The following is a 20,822-nucleotide window of genomic DNA, read 5'->3' on the forward strand; positions in this document are numbered from 1 at the left end:
TATAAAATCTTATTCTTCAAAAAAACCAGTGCTACCTCCTACCCAAGTTTTATCCTTGTTGTATTTAACACCAACCATTTCACCTTTACTCAAGCGCATAAGATTACTAACAATTTCGGTTTTGTTGGTTTTAGAATTATGAAGCATCATCATTCTAATTTCGCATTTTGCTGGCACATCCATCGTTTCTATAACCGGAGCATAGTCTACTTTTTCTTGTAAAAGATAATTAGATTTATTGGTGATATTCTCTATCATTTCTTGTGTTACATGAATCTGAACTCCTGCTCCTGCAAACGAATACAACGGTTTTAAAACGTAGTTCTCTAAATCTTCAGGAATACGTTCTAACTTATCTAAGTAGTATGATTTTGGTACATAGTCTCCTTTTAATAACGGCATGGTGTATTTACTAATTCTATAAAACCAATTAGGATGACCAATCCACTCTACATCTACTTCATCTTGAAAGCTAAATTCTGTTTTAAGATCTGTACGTTGATGTAATTCGTCAAAAATAATACGATTGTAAATTTTTAAAACGTTAACTTCATTTTGGTTTTCATCTAAATAAAATAGTGTTTTACCTCTTTTCTTTAAATCGGTAATACAAAGTACTTTTATACCTAATTTGGCTGCTGTAGCATAAAAATCTATAGCTGTTGCCTGTTGTTCTGGTTCAATTTCTAATAAAATGACGTTTTTAGGATTGGTACCTCCAACAATTTCTTGTTGCAATGCAGCTAAATAATCATTAGACGTCATGCCATTTAAATGCTGAGAAAAACCGTTTGGAATAACATTTCCAAAATGCTCACGATATTTTCGTCCTAACAATTCCTGAAAATAATATAAAGATGGAAAACCCTGAAGTTCAATTAACTTTGGTGTTAAATTACCATCTTCTTCTTTGCAAATACCAAAATCTAATTGAATAAACTTTGAGTGTTCATCTTCATTAGGTACAATAGTATTAGCGTCAAAAAAAGCGCCATCAGTTAATTGCTTAAAATTAGGCTTATTAATAACAAGCATAATATCGTTGCAAGCTTCAATCAGTTTCTCTTTTAAAGCTTTAGGCAAAAACACAGGTGTTTCAGCAATTTTAAATTTCACCTTATAATTAAAAGACGAATCAATATCTTTCAAAAAGACATTATATTTATCTTCTGAAAAATTGGTGTTATAGGCGTCTCTTATAGTCTTTATCATTGTAATTTATGACATTAAAGGTTCTTTAATTTGAACAATAGCATTCTTTATAAACTTAGGTAAAATAGTATTGTAAGTAAGCTCTATCTTTTCTGGATCATCAATACGATCCATCATTTGATTGTATTTTTCTATTCCAAAACTATCAACAACTTTCTTTTTATTTTCTTCTAAACCAAAATAAGCTTCCATACTTACGGGCTCTGCTTCAGGATGAAATTGTGTTCCTACAAACTCATCAGAGAAACGAACCGCCATTATAGCACGTTCTAATTCCACATGAGTTCTAATTTTTTCTAAACTTAAAATTGAAGCTCCTTGCTTTTTAAACACGGTTAATTTAGGTTGAATAAGTTGCCAATCTCTTGAATCTACTGCATAAAATGGATCATTTAAACCTTCAAAAATAAGATCATTATGTCCTTTCTTTGTTTTGTGAACTCTTAAAATTCCAAAAGATGTGCTACGTCTTGGTTTTAATTCTCCTAGTTGAAAATAATCGCAAATCACCTGAAAAGAATAACAAATAAAGAATACCGATTTCTTAGGATATTGAGATGTTTTATTAAAATCCCAAAGCGATTGCATTAATTTTAAATAAGGTGCTCTCCATTCTCCATCATCTAATGGACTTCCTGGTCCTCCACTTGAAATATAAATATCAAAGGATGTATCTGGAATTTCTAGTTTAGCTCTAACATTGAAGATTTGGAAATCAATATCATCATTAAACGTACTAACAATTTCTTTAATACAACGTAACCCTTGGTTGGGTTCGTCATTATTCATATCTAAAATTGCTAACTTTAATTTATTAGTTTTCATTGTAATAAGTAGGTCTATTTATAATCCTAAAATAGTTTGTTCTGTTATATAATCTACAACCTTAGTAAGGTCATTTGTTTCTTTAAATATTGCTAATTGTCTATCTGCTCCTGTCCCATTCTTAATCATCTCATGGATGTATTCGATTTCTTTTCTCGATCCTAAATCATCCACAACATCATCAATAAAATCTAAAAGTTCTAACATTAATAGTTTAGTATCAACTTCAGCCTCTTTACCAAAATCAATCATTTTTCCTTCTAAACCATAACGACTTGCTCTCCACTTATTTTCATTTATTAAAGCACGATGATAATTCATAAAATTAAGATTATGCGTTCTTAAATCATATAATTTAGCTACTAATGCTTGAATAATTGCTGTAATACAAATAGTTTCATTAACTGTTAACGGTACGTCACAAATTCTAACTTCTAAAGTTGGAAAAAATGGATGCACTCTAATATCCCACCAAATTTTCTTAGGATTGTCGATACAATTGGTTTTTACTAAAAGCTTAACGTAATGTTCGTAATGCGCATAGTTCTCAAAAATACCTGGTATGCCTGTTCTAGGGAATTTATCAAACACCTTAGATCTAAACGATTTAAAGCCTGTGTTTCTCCCTTCCCAAAACGGGGAGTTAGTAGATAAGGCATATAAATGTGGCAAAAAATAACGCATAGCATTTACCAAATGAATTGCCATTTCTTTATCTTCCATACCAACATGTACGTGCAACCCAAAAATTAAATTAGAACGTGCTGTATCTTGCAGCTCAGTTATAATCTCATCGTAACGTGGGTTTGGTGTAATGAGCTGATGTTCCCATTTTGAAAATGGATGCGTACCAGCAGCACCAATTTTAAACCCTAGATCATTAGAAATATCAGATATTGATTTTCGTAAATGTGAAATTTGTTCCCTTGCATCCGTAACATCTTGACAAATATTAGTACCAACTTCTACCACAGCTTGATGCATTTCTGCTTTAACTTGGTCGTTTAAAATTTTAGCTGCTTCAGAAACAATTTGCTGATCGTGAGAAATTAATTCGCGAGTAACAGGATCAATAATTTGATACTCTTCTTCAATACCTAATGTGAACTTCATATAATATGAGGGTTAAATTAAACCTGACTATTAAAAATAATCAGGTTTATGTGAAATTCTATTTTTTGGCAGTTTTAGTCTTAGTTGCCGCTTTTTTAGCTGGTGCTTTCTTTTTAGCTACTTTAGTTGCTGTTTTTTTCTTTGGTGCAACTTTTTTAACTACCGGCTTAGGCGCAGTTGCAGTCTCACTCACTACAGCTTTTGGTGATGCTTTTTTAGCTTTAGTATTTGTTTTTGTAGCCTTTTTAGCTGCAGTTTTTTTAACTGGTGCTTTTTTAACAGCCTTTTTTACGGGAGCTGTCTTCTTAGGTGCTTTAGGAGTTTCAATCTGATCTTTCACAAAACTTCCCCAAGTAAGGTTCATTTGTCCTTTTTTGTATTTTTTTGCTTTTGCAATCGCCATATCAGCAGCATTCTCAACAATCCAATCAAAGTTTTCTTGTCCTACAGAATTAATATCTGCATCTGGAGCAGGATTACAAAAATCAATAGCATAAGGGATACCGTCTCTCACTGCAAATTCAACCGTATTAAAATCGTAACCTAAAGCTCTGTTTAATTTAATACAGTATTCTTCAACTAAATCTAATAATTTCTTATCAACTGGAGGTCCATCAATAACATAACGCAAATGGTGAGGATTTCTAGGTTCATATTGCATAATATGAATCTGATCAGTTCCTAAAGCATAACATCTAAAATATTCAGTAAAGTTAATCTCTTCCTGTAACATCATCACTAAATTCTCAGTCTCACCATGTTTTGCCCATAAATCTTCTGGACTTTCTACACGATAAACACTTTTCCAACCTCCACCATCATGAGGTTTCATATATGCAGGAAAACCAATAGTATTAAACATTTTTTCCCAATCAAAAGGGAATTTCATGTTTCTAAATGAGTTTTCGTCTGTATCTGCAGGACGATGAGAAGATGGTAAAATAAAGGTTTTAGGCACTGGTACACCAATAGATTCGGCTAAGGCATTATTAAAAAACTTTTCGTCTGCACTCCACCAAAATGGATTGTTTATTACTGCTGTTCCTGTAATAGCTGCATTTTTTAAATATGCTCTATAAAACGGAACGTCTTGAGATATTCTGTCTATAATTACAGCATACTCATCAGATTTTGCTTGCTCTACTGTATCTATTGATACTGCTTCTGCAACCATATCTTTAATACCTTGCTCTTTTATTTTTTCGTTAACTCTATCAATAAATGCCCAAGGGAACGTATTTTCTTGACCGAATAAAATGCCTATTTTTCTCATGTTTAAAATGGATTAATTAGTATAGTTAGTTTATAGCTTTGATAAATAATGTGGAAACATTTTATTCCATAAAGGCCAATCATGCTTAGCCCATTTATGTTCATCGTACCAGAAAGGTATGTTTTTTTCTGTTAATATACCAGCTAATTTTTTGTTGGCATCTAAACAAATATCCCACTCACCTACTCCGAGAATTATTTTCATATTCCACAATTCTGGATGATTAGCTCCTGGTAAAAAATCTACAGGATTATTAAAAAACACATTGTCATCGTAATGACCATCCACAAAAGATTTAATGTCAAACGATCCACTCATACTAAACATATGGCTTACACGTTCTGGATGTCTAAATGCAAAATTAGCGGCTTGGTAACCACCAAAACTCGGGCCTGCAACTGCGACTTTATTAGTGCCTTTTTCACTACAAACTTTATTTACGATTTCGTTCATAATAAATTCATCGTACCACACATGATTTTTAGCACGATCTGCAGGATGGATATTCTTGTTGTACCAGCTTAATTCATTAATACTATCTGGACAATATATTTGAACTAAACCTTGCTCTACAAACCATCTTACAGATTCAACAAGTTTCATATCTCTACATTCATTATGTTTTCCCATGGTTGTAGGAAATAGAATTACAGGATAACCAGTATGCCCAAAGACAAGCATTTCAATATCTTTACTTAAAGTTGGTGAATACCATTTAAAGTGTTCTTCTTTCATGTGTTTTGTATCTTATTTTTAAAGGTCAATGAAACAGCATTAATAATTATTTAATTACTAGACTAGTTATTTCAATGGTTTAATTTATAGTTAGTTAATTCAAATATTTAAGTCGGCAAAAATACACTATTTGTACTAATAATTTATTGCATAGTGGTTGAGAACTAAATAGTTAATCAAAATACAACATAAGTACTTTTTAAATATCGTAATTTAAAATGAATATAATTCACCTGCCATAATTGTTTTTATACTTTTTTATTAATAAGTCATAAAACACAGTTAAAAATTGCTAAATCCATAAAACATTATTTTTAAAATAATTTTGAAAATAATCACTAAAAACTTATCAACTATTTTAACCAATACCTGTTCAAATAAAACCATATATAATATCCATAAAACCTTACAAAACCGTTAAATTTGTATAACATTAAATACAGTACTCATGAATTACAGAATAGAAAAAGATACAATGGGTGAGGTTAAAGTACCTGCCGACAAACTTTGGGGAGCTCAAACAGAACGCTCTCGTAATAACTTTAAAATTGGACCTTCTGCATCCATGCCATTAGAAATTGTATATGGTTTTGCATATTTAAAGAAAGCGGCTGCTTATGCCAATTGTGAATTAGAGGTATTATCTAAAGAAAAACGAGATTTAATAGCTAAAGTTTGTGACGAAATTTTAGAAGGTAAGCATGACGATCAATTTCCGTTAGTGATTTGGCAAACAGGTTCTGGCACGCAAAGTAACATGAATGTTAATGAAGTTGTTGCTAATAGAGCACACCAAATTGTTGGTAAAGTAATTGGAGAAGGTGAAAAAACCATTCAACCAAATGATGATGTTAACAAATCGCAATCATCTAACGATACGTTTCCAACTGGTATGCATATTGCCGCTTACAAAAAGGTGGCTGAGACTACTATACCTGGAATTATTCAACTGCGTAACACATTACACAAAAAATCAATAGAATTTAAAACGGTTGTTAAAATAGGTAGAACGCATTTAATGGATGCCACACCTTTAACATTAGGTCAAGAATTTTCTGGATATGTTTCTCAATTAGATCACGGATTAAAAGCTTTACAACATACACTTCATCATTTAAGTGAATTGGCTTTAGGCGGAACAGCTGTTGGTACAGGAATGAACACACCAGAAGGCTATGATGTTTTAGTTGCTAAGTACATTGCAGAATTCACAGATTTACCTTTTATAACTGCTGAAAACAAATTTGAAGCTTTGGCAGCACATGATGCTATTGTAGAAACACATGGTGCATTAAAACAATTAGCTGTTTCTTTAAATAAAATTGCAAATGATATTAGAATGATGGCATCTGGTCCTCGTTCTGGTATTGGAGAAATTATCATACCAGCAAATGAACCAGGAAGTTCAATTATGCCAGGAAAAGTAAATCCAACTCAATGTGAAGCTTTAACTATGGTTTGTGCACAAGTGATGGGTAACGATGTTGCTATTTCTGTTGGTGGCACACAAGGACACTATGAGCTTAACGTTTTTAAACCAATGATGGCGTCTAACATTTTACAGTCGGCTCAATTAATTGGTGATGCTTGCGTAAGCTTTGAAGAACATTGTGTAAGAGGTATTGAACCAAACCACCAAGTGATTAAGCAATTACTAAACAACTCATTAATGTTAGTAACTGCTTTAAATACTAAAATTGGCTATTACAAAGCAGCTGAAATTGCAAACACTGCACACAAAAATGGTACAACTTTAAAAGAAGAAGCTGTAAATCTTGGTTATGTATCTGCTGAAGATTATGATGAATGGGTAAAACCAGAAAACATGGTAGGCACCTTAAAATAACGTCAAAACGATTAAAAAAATCGACGAAATACATGTTTCGTCGATTTTTTAGTATATTAGCACCACTAAACTATAACGATTATGAAACAAAAACTACTAGTATTTTTAATTTTTGCAGTAAGCTGCAATCTAAATTACGCTCAAGACTGGGTTTTAAGTAATGTTGATCCTGACACTGGAGATGAACCATACGAAATTGAAACAGGCGATATTAATGGTGATGGATATATGGATATTGTAATGGCGACCTATAATTACAATAGCGGTACTCCTATCCAAGATTATATTAAATGCTATTTGAATGATGGGAACGGCAATTTTTCAACTGAAATCACTGTTTCATCAACCATACAATGGGTAGATGGATTAACTTTAGCTGACGTTAATGAAGATGGTGCGATGGATATCATAGCAACGTCTGTTAACCAGAATAAATTAGTTTATTATCTCAGTGCCACCACTATGGACGGCTCCTATAGCTATACTGAAGTTGCTGTTGATAGTGCCATTGGTGGTCCAGGACAAGTAGTTGCTGGCGATATCAATAATGATGGACATATTGACTTGGTTGCTCCTTCCTATAATAACAATAGAACACAATGGTATTCTGGTGATGGTTCTGGTAATTTTACAGCAGAATCTGATGTAGAAAATGGTACTACAAATTATCCTTACTACGTAGACATTGCTGATTTTGATGCTGATGGTGATTTAGATGTATTAGTCGGTTTTTTTGCCGGTAATATAGAAATTTATTATAATCAATATGACGGAACAGATCCTGACCCTAGTTCTACGGTTTCTTGGATTAAAGACACAGAATCCGTTGATACTGGCAACGCTTATTTATTTGCCGTAGCATTTGCTGATGTTAATAACGATGGAAATATGGACGCAGTTAAGTTGGATTATTATGGTGATGTTGAATGGTTTAATAAAGCCGTAAATGGAACATCTACAGGAACAATTATCTCTAACTCAACTATCATATCGAATCCTTCTGCTATGATTATAGCCGATATGGACGAAGACGGATTAAATGATGTTATAGTAACAGATTATGGCAATGCTGATGATGCTATTATATGGTTTAAAGGGGCAGCGAATGCCTCACCAAGCACAACAAATCAATTAATAATCGATAATGGCAATCAAATGTTAGATGTCGCTGTAGCAGATTTTGATGGTGATTCCGATATCGATATTGCTGTTGTTGGTAACCAATCAGATACTGTAGATTGGATTGAAAACAGACTAAACGCATTAGGTATTAATAATTCTGACCTGCCAACTGTTACAATTTACCCAAACCCAACAAAAGATGTTTTAAACTTTGAAAATATCAATGAAAATATAGATGTATCAGTATTTGATGTTTTAGGGAAGCAAGTCTTAGAACAAACAATTAATGTAGGTGAAACACTAAACGTTTCACAATTAAGTAATGGAATTTACACCATTAAGATTAATAATAACACCTCTTCAAAATTTGTAAAAGAATAGATTGAGGATTAAATTTTTTAAAACGCTAGTAAAACTTCTACTAGCGTTTTTTTTTGTTCAAAAAAATAGCAATCTTTACAAAAACAGCAACAATTATGTCTACACTAATCATAAATATTAAACAACTTCTTCAAGTACATGACACTAACACTACGATTTTAAAAGGTAGTGACATGAAAAAACTGCCTATAATTGAAAACGCATATTTATATATAGAAAATGATACCATAATAGAATATGGAGAGATGAAAGATTGTGAAGGATTTAATCCTGAAACAACAATTAATGCCAAAGGTAAAATTGTACTGCCTTCGTGGTGCGATTCTCATACACATGTGGTTTATGCAGGTAATAGAACGTCTGAATTTGTAGATAGAATTAATGGCTTATCTTATGAAGACATAGCGAATAAAGGTGGTGGTATTTTAAATTCTGCCAAAAAACTTCAGGAGACTTCCGAAGATGAGTTATATGAGCAATCTATAAAGCGATTAAACGAACTTATTAAAATGGGCACTGGAGCTGTAGAAATAAAAACAGGCTATGGTTTAACAGTTGAAGCCGAATTAAAAATGCTTCGGGTTATTAAACGCATGAAACAAGAAAGCTTAGCAAAAATAATTCCGACATTATTAGCTGCTCATGCTATTCCTTCAGAATTCAAATCTAAAAAACAAGATTATATAAAATATATCACAGAAGAATTAATTCCTAAAGCAGCTGAATTAAATATCACAAATTACGTTGATGTTTTTTGTGAGAAGGGCTACTTTGATATTAAAGATACAGAAGCCATTTTAAAAGCTGGAGAAGCATACAATTTACGACCAAAAATTCATGTTAATCAATTTAATATTTTAGGTGGCATAGCCCTTGGCGTAAAATATAATGCACTATCTGTAGATCATATAGAAGAATTAAATGATGCAGATGTAGAAGCATTAAAAGGTACAGATACTATACCTGTTGCACTACCTGGTTGCTCTTATTTTTTAAGCATTCCTTATACACCAGCCAGAAAACTTATTGATGCTGGCTTACCGTTAGCTATAGCTACAGATTATAATCCTGGCTCCTCACCTAGTGGAAATATGAATTTTGTAGTAAGTGCTGCTTGCGTAAAACTAAAAATGACTCCAGAGGAAGCTATAAATGCAGCCACTGTTAATGGTGCATATGCCATGGGAATAAGTAATATGTACGGAAGTATAACACGAGGAAAAAAAGCGAATCTCATTATTACAAAACCAATGAATCATTATAGTGAAATACCATATGCTTTTGCTCACAATCCGGTAGAACAAGTTATCATTAATGGTCAAATTTTAGACTAACAGTTAATAACAAAATTACAAGTCATCTAAATTTATACCATAAAAAAATCCAGAAGCTAACTTCTGGATTTTTTTTATTAATGATTTCAGTAAATACTATTTCATTGTAAATTCTGAAGAAGAAATCAATGATTTGTCATTAAATACATTGACTTTATAACGTCCTTTTTCGAACTTAGAATCTTCCAATTCATTGATGTATTCGCAAATATTTAAGTTTCTGTTTTCGTAGTTAAAACGACTTATTAAGCTGTAGTTTAAAACTTCACCTTCAAATTCTACTTGGTCGTTAGAACCTAGTACATTGTTTTTAGGATCAATTACTTGTACATATAATTCTTTATCACCAGCTTCAGTAAGTGTATTTTTAGCTACCGTAAAACAAATTTTAAGTTTATCGCTTCTAGTTGCACGTTCGGTTGGAATTTGTTTTCCACTTCTTCTTTCAATAACACCCATTCCTACTAAACCTACGGTTTGTAATGCTGCTGCATCTCTTACAACACCTGCTAATTCTGAGTTTTGTACTAAAAGAGAATCTGTAAACATTGTACGCTCTGCCAATTGTACGTTTGTACTATCTAAAGACGTTGCTAAATATTGATTTTCAACTTTTAAACGATCATTTTCAGTTAATAAAACATCCATTTCCTCTTGTAAAGCTAAATACTTCTTTTTGTATCTCCATAAGCTACTTACACTGTTTTGAGATACTTTTAAAGAATCCATTAAGCCTTGAATACGTTCTCTTGCTGCAATTATTTCAAGATTTTTTACTTCACTTTCCGCAATAGCTTCGTCATAATCTTTCGCCATATTGCTTAGATCATTCATTACTTGTTGCTTCTCATTCACTAATAATTTTTCATTCTCTTGCTTTTCACTATAAAGTTTAGATGTGTAAAATGCTGTACCTAAAAATAAAACGGCTAGTATAACTAAGCCAACTTTAAATCCTGTATTTGATTTTTGTGAACCTTCCATAAATTATTTGGTTTTAAGAATTGTTTAATTGTTGTTTTTTAATTGTTAATTTGAGATCAAAGTAATTAAATAAAACTGTACTTTTATTCTAATTATTATAATTATTTTTTTTCCATATGCAACATCTTATTTTATTTACAGAAAAAGACAAACAACATCTTTTAAAGAAACGCAAAGGTGAAACAAAATTTGGAGAACATATTCAGTTAATACCTAACCTCACTAACATATACGATGATATTGTTAATTTAGATGTTGACTATGTTATTTTTGGTATAAAAGAAGATATAGGCGTTTACGCAAATCTCGGACAAACAGGCACTTATAAAGCTTGGAAAGCCACCTTAAAAGTTTTATTAAATATACAAAGTAATAGTTTTACTAAGGCCAAACGCGTTTTAATACTAGGCCATTTAGAGTATGCTGAACAACGTGAAATATTATTAGCGTTAGATACATCCAAGAAAAAGGAACTTAATAAAGTTAGAAAATTTGTAGAGATCATAGATAAAGATGTCACCAATATAGTTACCTCAATTGTAAAAGCAGGTAAAATACCTATTGTAATTGGTGGAGGACATAATAATGCTTACGGAAATATTAAAGGTTGCGCTTTAGCGACTAACGAAAGAATAAATGTGGTCAATTTTGATGCACATTCAGATTTTAGATCTGAAGAAGGCAGACATAGTGGCAACGGATTCAGTTATGCTTTTGCAGAAGGTTTTCTGAAAAATTATTTCATTTTTGGATTACACGAAAATTATACTTCCAATAAATTATTCAATACTCTTAAAAAGATTAAAAATCTCAAATACAATACATACGAAGGTATTGAAGTTAGAAATGAACTCGATTTTAAATCTGAAATAAAAATAGCATTAGATCATGTTGCCAACAAAAAATTTGGAATAGAAATAGACTGTGATGCTATTAAAAATATACCAAGTAGTGCAATGACTCCTAGCGGATTTAGCGTAAAAAAAGCTCGACAATTTGTTAATTTCTTCGGGTCTCATGAAAATGCCACTTATTTACATATTTGCGAAGCTGCACCTACTAAAAAGACAGAAACTAAAGTTGGAAAATTAATTACGTATTTGATTACTGATTTTATTAGAGCAAATGGAAATTGAGATTATTGATTTTAACAAACAATACGCACAAGACTTCTACAAGCTCAATATTGAATGGTTAAAGACCTTTTTTTATGTTGAGGATTATGATGAAGAGGTTTTAAGCCAACCAGATAAATACATTATTAATAAAGGTGGATTTATTTTCTTTGTATTAAAAAATAATAAAGTCATTGGTACTGCTGCATTAATGCCTACTGAGAAATCTGGAATTTTAGAATTAACTAAAATGGCCGTTTTACCTGAAGAACGCGGTCAAAAAATTGGACAACAATTATTACATCATTGTATTGATTTTGGTAAATCTAAAAAACTAGATGGACTACTACTCTACTCAAGCAGAAAATTAGAAAATGCCATTTACTTATATCGTAAATATGGATTTGTAGAATTAGAACTAGAAAAAGATTCTCCTTATTTACGTTCTGATATAAAGATGTTGTTAGAACTTTAATTAATTATCATTATTTCTTTTACTAAAACAATAAGAAATTTTAGTATTTAATGCTTTATAAAAAACTTTGTAATCCTTGTTTTGGCGTAACAAATTATTCTCAATATCTGTAAGAGATTTATGTTGCATGCTTATTCGCGGAATATAAATGTCTTCAACTTTTAGATTAAAATCATCAATTAATCCCAGTAACTTTTTAGTTTTAATTAATTCAATCCATTTAAATTTCTTAGTGTAAATCCTTAAAATTTGAATCAGAAATGCTTTAGAAGGATTATTATAGTTGGCTTGATTATTTATTATTTTTCCGATTATTTTATCAATATAATCATACAAATCAGGATAATCAGTTCGATTTACTTCATTTATAGTTTTATAAACCATAACAGAAAACCAATCCTTATCAACTTGTAAATCAATAATTTTGAAGTAATAGTTTGGATGATAACTTTTAAATAATTTAAAAAAATATGTCTTAGAATCTAAAACCTTAACCACTTCAATAACACCATTATTAATTAAATTTAGAATAGTTAATCTTATAGTCGCTTCAGCATTATTTCTCCAATCTAAGCCTTCAGAAAAATTAAAATTACCAAACTGTAATCTTGGGTATTTACCAATAATATATAATCCTATGTCTTCACAATGAACAGATTCAAAATCAAACTCTAACTTTTCTTCTGTTAAGCGTTGTTTTTCGTAGAAACTAAATTTATTATGTTTTATTTTTTGTTTCAATTAGATTTATAAATATTCAGATTATAATAATAACAAAAACCTGTTAGGCTATAAAAACTAACAGGTCATAAAAAATTATAAAATAGTCAAAGAATTAAAGACCATTAACAGCCTTCAAAGAATCAATCTGACGTTGTAATTTATCAATTACCTCTGTTGTATTATCTTCAACCTTTGGAATCGTCATTAAAGAATCCATTTCACGTTCTAAAATGTCTTCGTCTTTTGGTTGCTCTTTGAAATAATAACCAATACCTTCACTTGCTCTCCAGGCTTCGTTTAATTGATTATACACTTCTTCATCCCAAGTACTTGGATGTTTTACATCTATCCAAATCACATCTCTATACTCGCTATCAATTAACACTAAATCTGGTGTTGCTGAGCCATCAAACTGTTGTGCATCCGTAGAACTAATAGATGATATTGTGCCCAAGAAAAACATACGTTTTCTACCAGCTATATTTTTTATATAAGGTCTAAATTCAACAGGTGTACTCGCATTCCAATCGTATTCTTTACGAGATTCTTTTACTTTTAAAGGCATAGCGGAAACACCTGCATAACCTTGCTTTTTTGTAGCATGATCGTAGTAATACAATTTATCCGTCCCATCAGCTGGTACAAAAACACTATAACTTAAACTTGTACGCTCATTACCTACTGGCTCTAAACCAAACCAATGGTACAAACCACTATAAGCATTAGAATTTGAACCTGAAAAATCAAAATCGGTAACATAAGGTTGTTGGTTTTGGTCTTTGGGCATCATCGGAATTTTAACAGCTGTTTCCATGTTCCAAGGTAATGGATCACTAAATCCACCTAAAAATTTTAGAGATTCAGCTTCAAGCTGTGAAACTTTTTCAGATAAGGTATTTTGCTTCATTAAGAATGGATGATTTTTAATCTCATCTGGACTCACAAAAGTGCCTTTACCAATGGTAATACGTTCTAAATAATCATTCATATCGTGTTCTCCACTATCAATAATCATTACACCTCCAAAAGATGGGTAAGGAAAAAAGAAGCCTTTCCACTTAATTAAACTCACTACTTCTACCCATTTATCGTCATCATTTTTCATGTAAAACGTATCACTTGGCTCGTAATTAAAAAGCATCCAAGGATTAAAACGTTGCACAACAGCATTGTATGTGTTTCTACTAAATTTTAAAGATTCACCTATTGAAAATGTAACAGGAATACGGTTTTCATTAGAAAATCTTGGAAAAGGTGTTGTACTACTTACCGCGAATACTTCTTCTGTATTATCGTTTATCTGTTGCATCACATACTTCTCACTTGGCTGAATGGCCATGGTCCATTTATTCTGACCATCAACTCTTACTAAATGTGGTAAGGATACATCTTTGGTTTCACCAACACTTTCGTTTGCCATTGAAAAGACGTTACGCAAAGGCTGAATACGTTCGTTACGGGTTAATGGTAGTTCATTAATTTCAACTTTATTTAAACTATTGAAAACATTATACGTTTTCATATAATCATACATTTTATAATGCCATCCTACAACATATAACAATCCAAAAAAGATAATGAGCAAGGCTAAAATTCCTAAGCGACTACCTACATTTGCTGATTTTCTGAATTTTCTTAGTCCAAAAAACAAAATGAGTGCACTGACTAAAATGACGAATATATACTTACGTATAAATAATAAAACAGGTTGATAATCGTCTCTAAAAAAGAACAATAACACTAATAACAGCAATATCACAAAAATTGTGATTCCTTTTTGCTTTCCTCCTTTATTCCAGTATGATTTTATCATGATATCAATTTGTCATTGCGAAGCTGACTATTTGTTTCAACTCTAGCAATCTGTTGTTTTATAATTAATTAGATTAGGTGTTATGAAGCACTTTAACTTCATAACGCATTACATCTACATTAGACCCTTATCTTTCAATCGGTCACGTGCACTTTGTTTTTCAGCTTCAGGCTTAGAATTCATTTCTTGTTTCACTTCCGTTTCAACCTTAGCATCTTTTGATTCTAAATCTTGAATAAAATCCTTTCCTTTTTCCACGGTATCTTTAACAGCATCTAAAAGTGAATCGCTTTTTTCGTCAATAACTTCTGATGATTTAAACACAAAATTAGCCAAATACGTTCCTAATAAAGTTCCGAAAATACTTGAAGCGAATAATGATAAGGTAGCCAAATCAATAGGAATTATAAATCTAACAACAACAATTCCGACTAAAAAAAGCACTCCAATATATACCAAACGCATCAAAAAAGATTGTTGATATAGAAACCCTTTAGCGCTGCTATCAGACATCTGTAACTCTTTAGAATAAAATATCTTATTGAAAAAACGATATACTTTGTTGCTTTTAGATTCACGCCAATACAATACAATTCCAAAAAGTATTGAAGCAATAAAAACTATTATTTCGAGTGACATCATAATCTATGTTTTGGTTTCTTATAAAATTAGTCTAATTATATTAAATATTGTTACGGATTCTTTCAATTACCCAATCTTTAAATGAATCATCCCAAGTTTCATAATTCTTATAAAACTGCTCTTTATCGTACCAATACAGGAATAAAACATCCTTTGGTGCAATATTAATAAGTAATTTATGAATTAAATCACGATGATTTGAAGACAAAGACGAATGTGGCTGATGCAAAGCAAAATAGAACGATTGATCAACTATATCTTCAATCTTATATGCATTGCTACGCTCAAGTTTTTCGAGATATAACTCAACACTCATTACTTGCTTTCTTTCCTTGATATCAATTTTATTCAAATAACTTTTAAACAACACACTATCATTTAATATGTCTTTAATAGGATGCGCTGTATCTTTTAAAAATTGAGCAAGTACATATTTCTTAATACGTTCGTAATTTGGTGTTTTTACAATATATTCTAAATCGCACTCAATAATAATGTGATCCTTTAGTTTCTCAACTAGCTCTGGTTGTGCGATGTGGTAAATTAAAACATCGTGTATGGTATCTTTAATCGCTTCTTTATAAGCTTCCAAATCTTCAAAAACAATAATAAGTTTTATAAAATCTCTTAGCAAGTAAACACCACCAAAAGCCCTAGTGTAAAACGAGTCTGTTGAAAAATGTAAAGGATGTAAGCTTAAATCTCTTTCTCGTAAGTCGCCATAAGTTTTAGCCGAATCTAGTAATTGCTGATGTATTGCTTCGTCTATAAAGTTATTATCAGTTTTAAACTTATCAACTAATTTTAATTGATCTTTCTGAACCTGTTCTAGATTATCAATAAGCCTGAATTTAATATTGATACTATCATATTTTAAAACGTCTAATGGCTCATAAAACACATCAATATTCTGGTCAAAATCTATGCAAATGGCAGAATCTCTTGTGATATCATTAATTTTTTGACCATGCGTTCTAAAGACATGTTGCATCATTTCTTTATCAAAAGAATGAAAAGGCAAATACACAGGTTTTCCCTTTTGTAAAGGTGATATGATTATACCATTTGGATTAGCATCACCATGATTTAGGTAATGCATATTTTCCATTTCTTCCGCAACCTCAGGGCTCCAACCAATGCCATCAATATAAAATGATGTTAGTTTTGTTTCTGTAAAACCAAGCGTTTTTAAGCATTTGTTGTAACGCTCAACTAGTTTTCCACTGATAGAAATAAGTTCGCTTCTGTATAAGTTGGCTTGTTTTAGTTTATTCATTATAATTCAATCAAATTATTGATTTGAGCATATTGCAACAACATAATCGTTTTAGCATCAATAATCTCTTCTGTTTTTATCATTTCTATAGCTTTAGAAAACGTAAGCTCTAAAACTTCAATTTCTTCATTTTCACTTTCTAATCCTCCTCCATCATTAACTTGCATTGCATCACTATATTCCGCAACAAATAAATACATTTTTTCAGTTAAAGCTCCTGGTGATGTGTATGCTGTAAGTACTTGTTTGGCATTACTTATTTTGTAACCAACTTCTTCTTCTGTTTCTCTTATAATAGTTTCTAAAGGGTTATCATTATTATCAATAGCACCAGCACAAGCCTCAATGGACATTGCTTCACTTTTAGTATTCTCATAAATTGGCATTCTGAATTGTTTTGTTAATATTACAGTGCCTTTTTTTGCATTGTACAACAATATTGCTGCACCATTACCTCTATTATAACATTCTCTAGAGACAGATTTCCAATCACCATTCTTAAATTGATATTCATAATCAATTCTATCTAATGTTGCCCATTCTTTTGAGAGGGTCGTTTTTTTTATGCTTTTTAGATTACTATTCATAATGATTTATCCTTTAGATAGATCTAATTGTTTTGTGTATAATAAAATGGAATTGACCAAGTGCTTATATTATCTTGGCTAAATTCTTTCTTAACAGTTATAGTATGCATTCCTAACTTTTGATTGCTTAATGGCATATAGCCAATAATACCAAATTGTTTAGTTATTGGGTGCGTATATTTTAAAAAGTCAATCTCTTTTTTTCCATCATCTAAATAAACCGTATTGTATTTCTGATAACAGTTTAGAGCATTCAACCTACGCTCCTTTCGCTGTTCAACCCTAGATTTGTTGGTATCTTCTATATAAGCATCACACGTTTCCTCACTCATTTTCTTTTCATTATCAAAAATGGGTATAAATATTTTAACTACTTCAGACTTTATTATATCTGATTCTATTTGTGGTGCTAAGAGAAACGTGCTATTAGAATTTTCAGACTGGTAATAATTAGGATTAACTTTTAATGCATCTGACTCAACAGAAAGTCCGTTTTTAATTAAGTAAGGAATGTTAGTTTTATTCATTTGAATAACAGCCAAAGGCATCCCAACAATTAAAAAAGACATCATTAAAAAAGCTAGAGATTTATTCTTTTTAAAATTTGAACCAAATATCATTGTAATCTGAAGAATAGACCTATACAAAGGTCCTATCATTATAAGTGAACCATATTTAACAGCTTTGAAATATAAAAGCTGAAGGTTTTCTTTTTCCTTATTTTTTTTCAAATTAGCAACTATACCAATTACCATTTGAGATAACATCGCTACGATAAATAAACCTAATGGAATTAAAAGAATTAAAGTTGGTACATAACTAGACAACAAATTAAAAATCATTAAATACACATAAGCAAAAAGTGCCATATATAAATACATTGATAAAAACGTAAATGCTGCAGAAAAAATAACACTACATAATGCATCTACCTTTTTTATGGAATCTTCTAATTTTGGAAGAATAGACAGAATTTTCTCAGTATATATTTTTGAATAAGCACTGTCTTCTATACTATAATCTGGAAAAACAGAATTTAAACCCACCAACCCAATCCAATACGCACGAAGAATAAAATGAATTACAAACATGGATGCCAAAATGCTAATGGCAAATAGCCCAAGAAAAACAATTGCATAACCCACTAAATATTGACTAGGGTTTAATACATTAATAAACTTATTTGTTGCCCATTCTACAACATCAAATAATTGAAATGTACCAAAAATAGCTATTGCAGACACCAATAACTCAGCTTCCCAGCTTTCATCCTTTAGTCTCTGTAACCAACTATTAACAGGTTTGTTAGACGAATTATCTAACTTTACTTCATTATTTACGTCGTCTTCCATTATTAATTTTTATTCCCAAACTGCTCGCGAGCCTTAGTATCAATATTCATTTGATTTACTCTAGCATCTACTTTACGTTTAAAATCTGTATCTGCAATGGTTGCTACGTTATCTAAATATCTAATTACTTCTTGTCTTCTAATATCTGAAAAGTTTAAACCTTTCATATTAGACTTCATTAATTCTTGAAGCATGTTGAATTTAGTTTCGTAATCCTTTTTAAAATAGGTTTCAGGGTTTTCAAACCAGTCTTGTTCTAAATCAAAATCCGTAAGTCGTAATGAAATTGCAGATTGAATGTTTCTAACATCTCTTGAAGAGAAAAACGGAAATATTTTCTGAATCTCTTTATATAAAGCTGCATAAAACATGTGGTCAGTATTCTGATGCAGTTTTTCAACTTTATCAAACGTATCATGAACTCTTGCTTCAGAAGGTTTTTCTATAGCATTAAGAATTTCTCCCATACTGTTGGCCAATCCTTGATCCGATAAATATTTATATACCTCAGGATCATTCATGTTCACAAAATCAGGCATTGTGTCTTGTAACTTCTTCCACCAAATGTAATCTTGATCAACAAAATCGTGCTCAGTACGTGCTCCATCAATTTTAAATCTTCCTTGTACTCTAGAAATTACAGCCTTATCCAACATTTCTGGTAAATTGGTAAATAAGCCAATAGAACTGTTACCGTAATTTACAGCATAAGCACCTTCTGTATATCTTAAAAATACACCAATCACTTCTTTTACACCTGCAGAAACACCTTGAGCTGATCGTTCTTGTAAATTATTTTCTGCATCATCAATTGGTGCAAAAATTAATTTTGTTGGATCTTGCAAAGGCTTCATCCACTCTACCATTTTTTCTGCAGAACCACCTTGAAATGTACTAATCAACGTATCTGGCATTGGGTGGAATAAAAACGGAATATCTAAATTATCTGAATGTTCTTTTAACCGTGTTGCAATAGCTGCAATCAACATACTTTTTCCTGTACCAGGAATTCCGTACCCCATAAAAACAGGCATAAATCCTCCTAGTTCTTGGAATGGGTTTTTCTTAGCTTCTATATCATAACTTAGTAAACGTTCCGTTAAACGACGTGCAAAATGCTTGGCATCTCTGTTTCCTACAATTTGTTCAAACTGAATTTTGTTAAATTCAATACTTTTTGCTGTACCAGAGAAAGCATTATCCCAACCAGAAATGGCAAACTCTGAATTTTCGAGTTTGTAAGTTCTATCAACAATAGTTTCTGTGTATTCTAAACTACTTTTTCTAAGTTGAATTTCATCTATTAAAGCTTCAAAATAAACTACCGTAAAATCGATAACATCTTTATCGGATTTTATAATATCAGGATGACCTAAATACTTATCATAATAAAATAATTGACAAGAAATTCCCTTTAAAGGTGTCAGTAAAGACACTTCCGGAATACCTGCAAACTTCTGCTTCATCACAGATAAATCATCAGAAGCATGTGGTTTTAAATCATGAAGAATTTTATAAGCTGCAGAAAACAACATAAATGCCGTTGATGTGTGCATTTTACTTTCGTACTCACGCCTACCAGAACTATCTAATGCCGATTTATTTTCGCTTAACGTAGACAAACCTGACGCATCGTAAAAGCTATCTTTAATCCAAATACCAAGTGTTAATCCTTCTTGAACAGCAAACAACGTCTGATTTAAATAAATAGGAAGTGCTACAGATTCTGGCAACAAACGTTTCTTTAAAGCCAAAATAGTTTTTGAAACTGAAGTTACATTAACGTTGCTTCCGTTATTTGCTCGAGATAAATACAATAAGATAGATTCATCTTTTGCGTCGTTATCTTTGTTTTTTGCGCGTTGACTTTGCTCCCATTGAATAGATTTTAAATATGTAGTTGCTTCATCTCGAAGCATATCTAGTTCATTTTGTTTTATAGGGAAAGTTGAGTTGTGTTCCATTTATTTTTTGTCTTCAGTATGCAGTCTTCAGTTTTTACGCTATCGGACTT

At 31.3% G+C, this 20,822-nt stretch carries 17 protein-coding genes and 1 pseudogene; 5 read left to right on the plus strand and 13 right to left on the minus strand.

Features of this window, described 5'->3' with window-relative positions:
* Window positions 1-9 precede the first annotated feature (9 nt).
* The 5 genes and pseudogenes from DFQ10_RS07010 to DFQ10_RS07030 form a co-directional block, all read right to left on the minus strand.
* Window positions 10-1,212 (minus strand): hypothetical protein, encoded by a 1,203-nt coding sequence (locus DFQ10_RS07010; RefSeq protein ID WP_115816693.1) that lies wholly within the window; start codon window positions 1,210-1,212, stop codon window positions 10-12.
* 6 nt (window positions 1,213-1,218) lie between these two features.
* Window positions 1,219-2,037: a type 1 glutamine amidotransferase gene (locus DFQ10_RS07015; RefSeq protein WP_115816694.1), complete on the minus strand. Its 819-nt coding sequence runs from the start codon at window positions 2,035-2,037 to the stop codon at window positions 1,219-1,221.
* 18 nt (window positions 2,038-2,055) lie between these two features.
* On the minus strand, window positions 2,056-3,150 hold the full coding sequence (locus tag DFQ10_RS07020; RefSeq protein ID WP_115816695.1) for a carboxylate-amine ligase: 1,095 nt from the start codon (window positions 3,148-3,150) through the stop codon (window positions 2,056-2,058).
* A gap of 322 nt (window positions 3,151-3,472) precedes the next feature.
* Window positions 3,473-4,423, minus strand: a pseudogene (locus tag DFQ10_RS07025) (ATP-grasp domain-containing protein); the annotation flags it as partial.
* Between the two features lie 30 nt (window positions 4,424-4,453).
* Window positions 4,454-5,158, minus strand: coding sequence for an alpha/beta fold hydrolase (locus DFQ10_RS07030; protein ID WP_115816697.1), 705 nt, complete (start codon window positions 5,156-5,158; stop codon window positions 4,454-4,456).
* A 448-nt stretch (window positions 5,159-5,606) separates the two neighbouring features.
* On the opposite strand from DFQ10_RS07030, the gene fumC reads away from it, so the two are divergent.
* The 3 genes from fumC (at window position 5,607) to hutI (ending at window position 9,841) form a co-directional block, all read left to right on the plus strand.
* A complete protein-coding gene (fumC, locus tag DFQ10_RS07035) occupies window positions 5,607-7,004 on the plus strand; it encodes a class II fumarate hydratase (RefSeq protein WP_115816698.1) in 1,398 nt (465 codons plus the stop codon).
* A gap of 81 nt (window positions 7,005-7,085) precedes the next feature.
* Window positions 7,086-8,507, plus strand: a complete 1,422-nt coding sequence (locus DFQ10_RS07040) for a T9SS type A sorting domain-containing protein (protein ID WP_115816699.1) — start codon at window positions 7,086-7,088, stop codon at window positions 8,505-8,507.
* A gap of 95 nt (window positions 8,508-8,602) precedes the next feature.
* Window positions 8,603-9,841: an imidazolonepropionase gene (gene hutI / locus DFQ10_RS07045; RefSeq protein WP_115816700.1), complete on the plus strand. Its 1,239-nt coding sequence runs from the start codon at window positions 8,603-8,605 to the stop codon at window positions 9,839-9,841.
* 96 nt (window positions 9,842-9,937) lie between these two features.
* Here the strand turns inward: hutI and DFQ10_RS07050 are convergent, their stop codons facing one another.
* The gene (locus tag DFQ10_RS07050) at window positions 9,938-10,825 is read right to left on the minus strand and encodes a chromosome partitioning protein ParA (protein WP_115816701.1); all 888 of its coding nucleotides are present in this window, start codon (window positions 10,823-10,825) and stop codon (window positions 9,938-9,940) included.
* A gap of 116 nt (window positions 10,826-10,941) precedes the next feature.
* Between DFQ10_RS07050 and DFQ10_RS07055 the strand changes: the two genes are divergently transcribed.
* Both DFQ10_RS07055 and DFQ10_RS07060 read left to right on the plus strand, forming a co-directional pair.
* A complete protein-coding gene (locus tag DFQ10_RS07055) occupies window positions 10,942-11,961 on the plus strand; it encodes a formimidoylglutamase (protein ID WP_115816702.1) in 1,020 nt (339 codons plus the stop codon).
* Complete coding sequence (locus tag DFQ10_RS07060; protein ID WP_115816703.1) at window positions 11,951-12,415, plus strand: GNAT family N-acetyltransferase; 465 nt, start codon at window positions 11,951-11,953, stop codon at window positions 12,413-12,415. Before DFQ10_RS07055 ends, DFQ10_RS07060 begins: the two co-directional genes overlap by 11 nt.
* Here DFQ10_RS07060 and DFQ10_RS07065 read toward each other — a convergent pair whose 3' ends face one another.
* The 7 genes from DFQ10_RS07065 to DFQ10_RS07095 form a co-directional block, all read right to left on the minus strand.
* Window positions 12,416-13,156 (minus strand): hypothetical protein, encoded by a 741-nt coding sequence (locus DFQ10_RS07065; protein ID WP_115816704.1) that lies wholly within the window; start codon window positions 13,154-13,156, stop codon window positions 12,416-12,418.
* 94 nt (window positions 13,157-13,250) lie between these two features.
* Window positions 13,251-14,951 (minus strand): hypothetical protein, encoded by a 1,701-nt coding sequence (locus DFQ10_RS07070; protein ID WP_115816705.1) that lies wholly within the window; start codon window positions 14,949-14,951, stop codon window positions 13,251-13,253.
* A gap of 114 nt (window positions 14,952-15,065) precedes the next feature.
* Entirely contained in the window at window positions 15,066-15,593 is a 528-nt protein-coding gene (locus DFQ10_RS07075) for a hypothetical protein (protein ID WP_245940642.1), read from the minus strand.
* 40 nt (window positions 15,594-15,633) lie between these two features.
* The gene (locus tag DFQ10_RS07080) at window positions 15,634-16,869 is read right to left on the minus strand and encodes a DUF6638 family protein (protein ID WP_115816707.1); all 1,236 of its coding nucleotides are present in this window, start codon (window positions 16,867-16,869) and stop codon (window positions 15,634-15,636) included.
* A complete protein-coding gene (locus DFQ10_RS07085; protein WP_115816708.1) occupies window positions 16,869-17,456 on the minus strand; it encodes an NUDIX domain-containing protein in 588 nt (195 codons plus the stop codon). Before DFQ10_RS07085 ends, DFQ10_RS07080 begins: the two co-directional genes overlap by 1 nt.
* A 23-nt stretch (window positions 17,457-17,479) precedes the next feature.
* Window positions 17,480-18,808 carry a hypothetical protein gene (locus tag DFQ10_RS07090; RefSeq protein WP_115816709.1) on the minus strand — a complete coding sequence of 443 codons (1,329 nt, stop codon included), beginning with the start codon at window positions 18,806-18,808 and terminating at the stop codon, window positions 17,480-17,482.
* Between the two features lie 2 nt (window positions 18,809-18,810).
* Window positions 18,811-20,772, minus strand: a complete 1,962-nt coding sequence (locus DFQ10_RS07095; protein WP_115816710.1) for an AAA family ATPase — start codon at window positions 20,770-20,772, stop codon at window positions 18,811-18,813.
* Window positions 20,773-20,822 lie beyond the last annotated feature (50 nt).

The sequence above is a fragment of the Winogradskyella eximia genome (assembly GCF_003386165.1).
In the GTDB taxonomy this organism is placed as follows: Bacteria; Bacteroidota; Bacteroidia; order Flavobacteriales; family Flavobacteriaceae; genus Winogradskyella; species Winogradskyella eximia.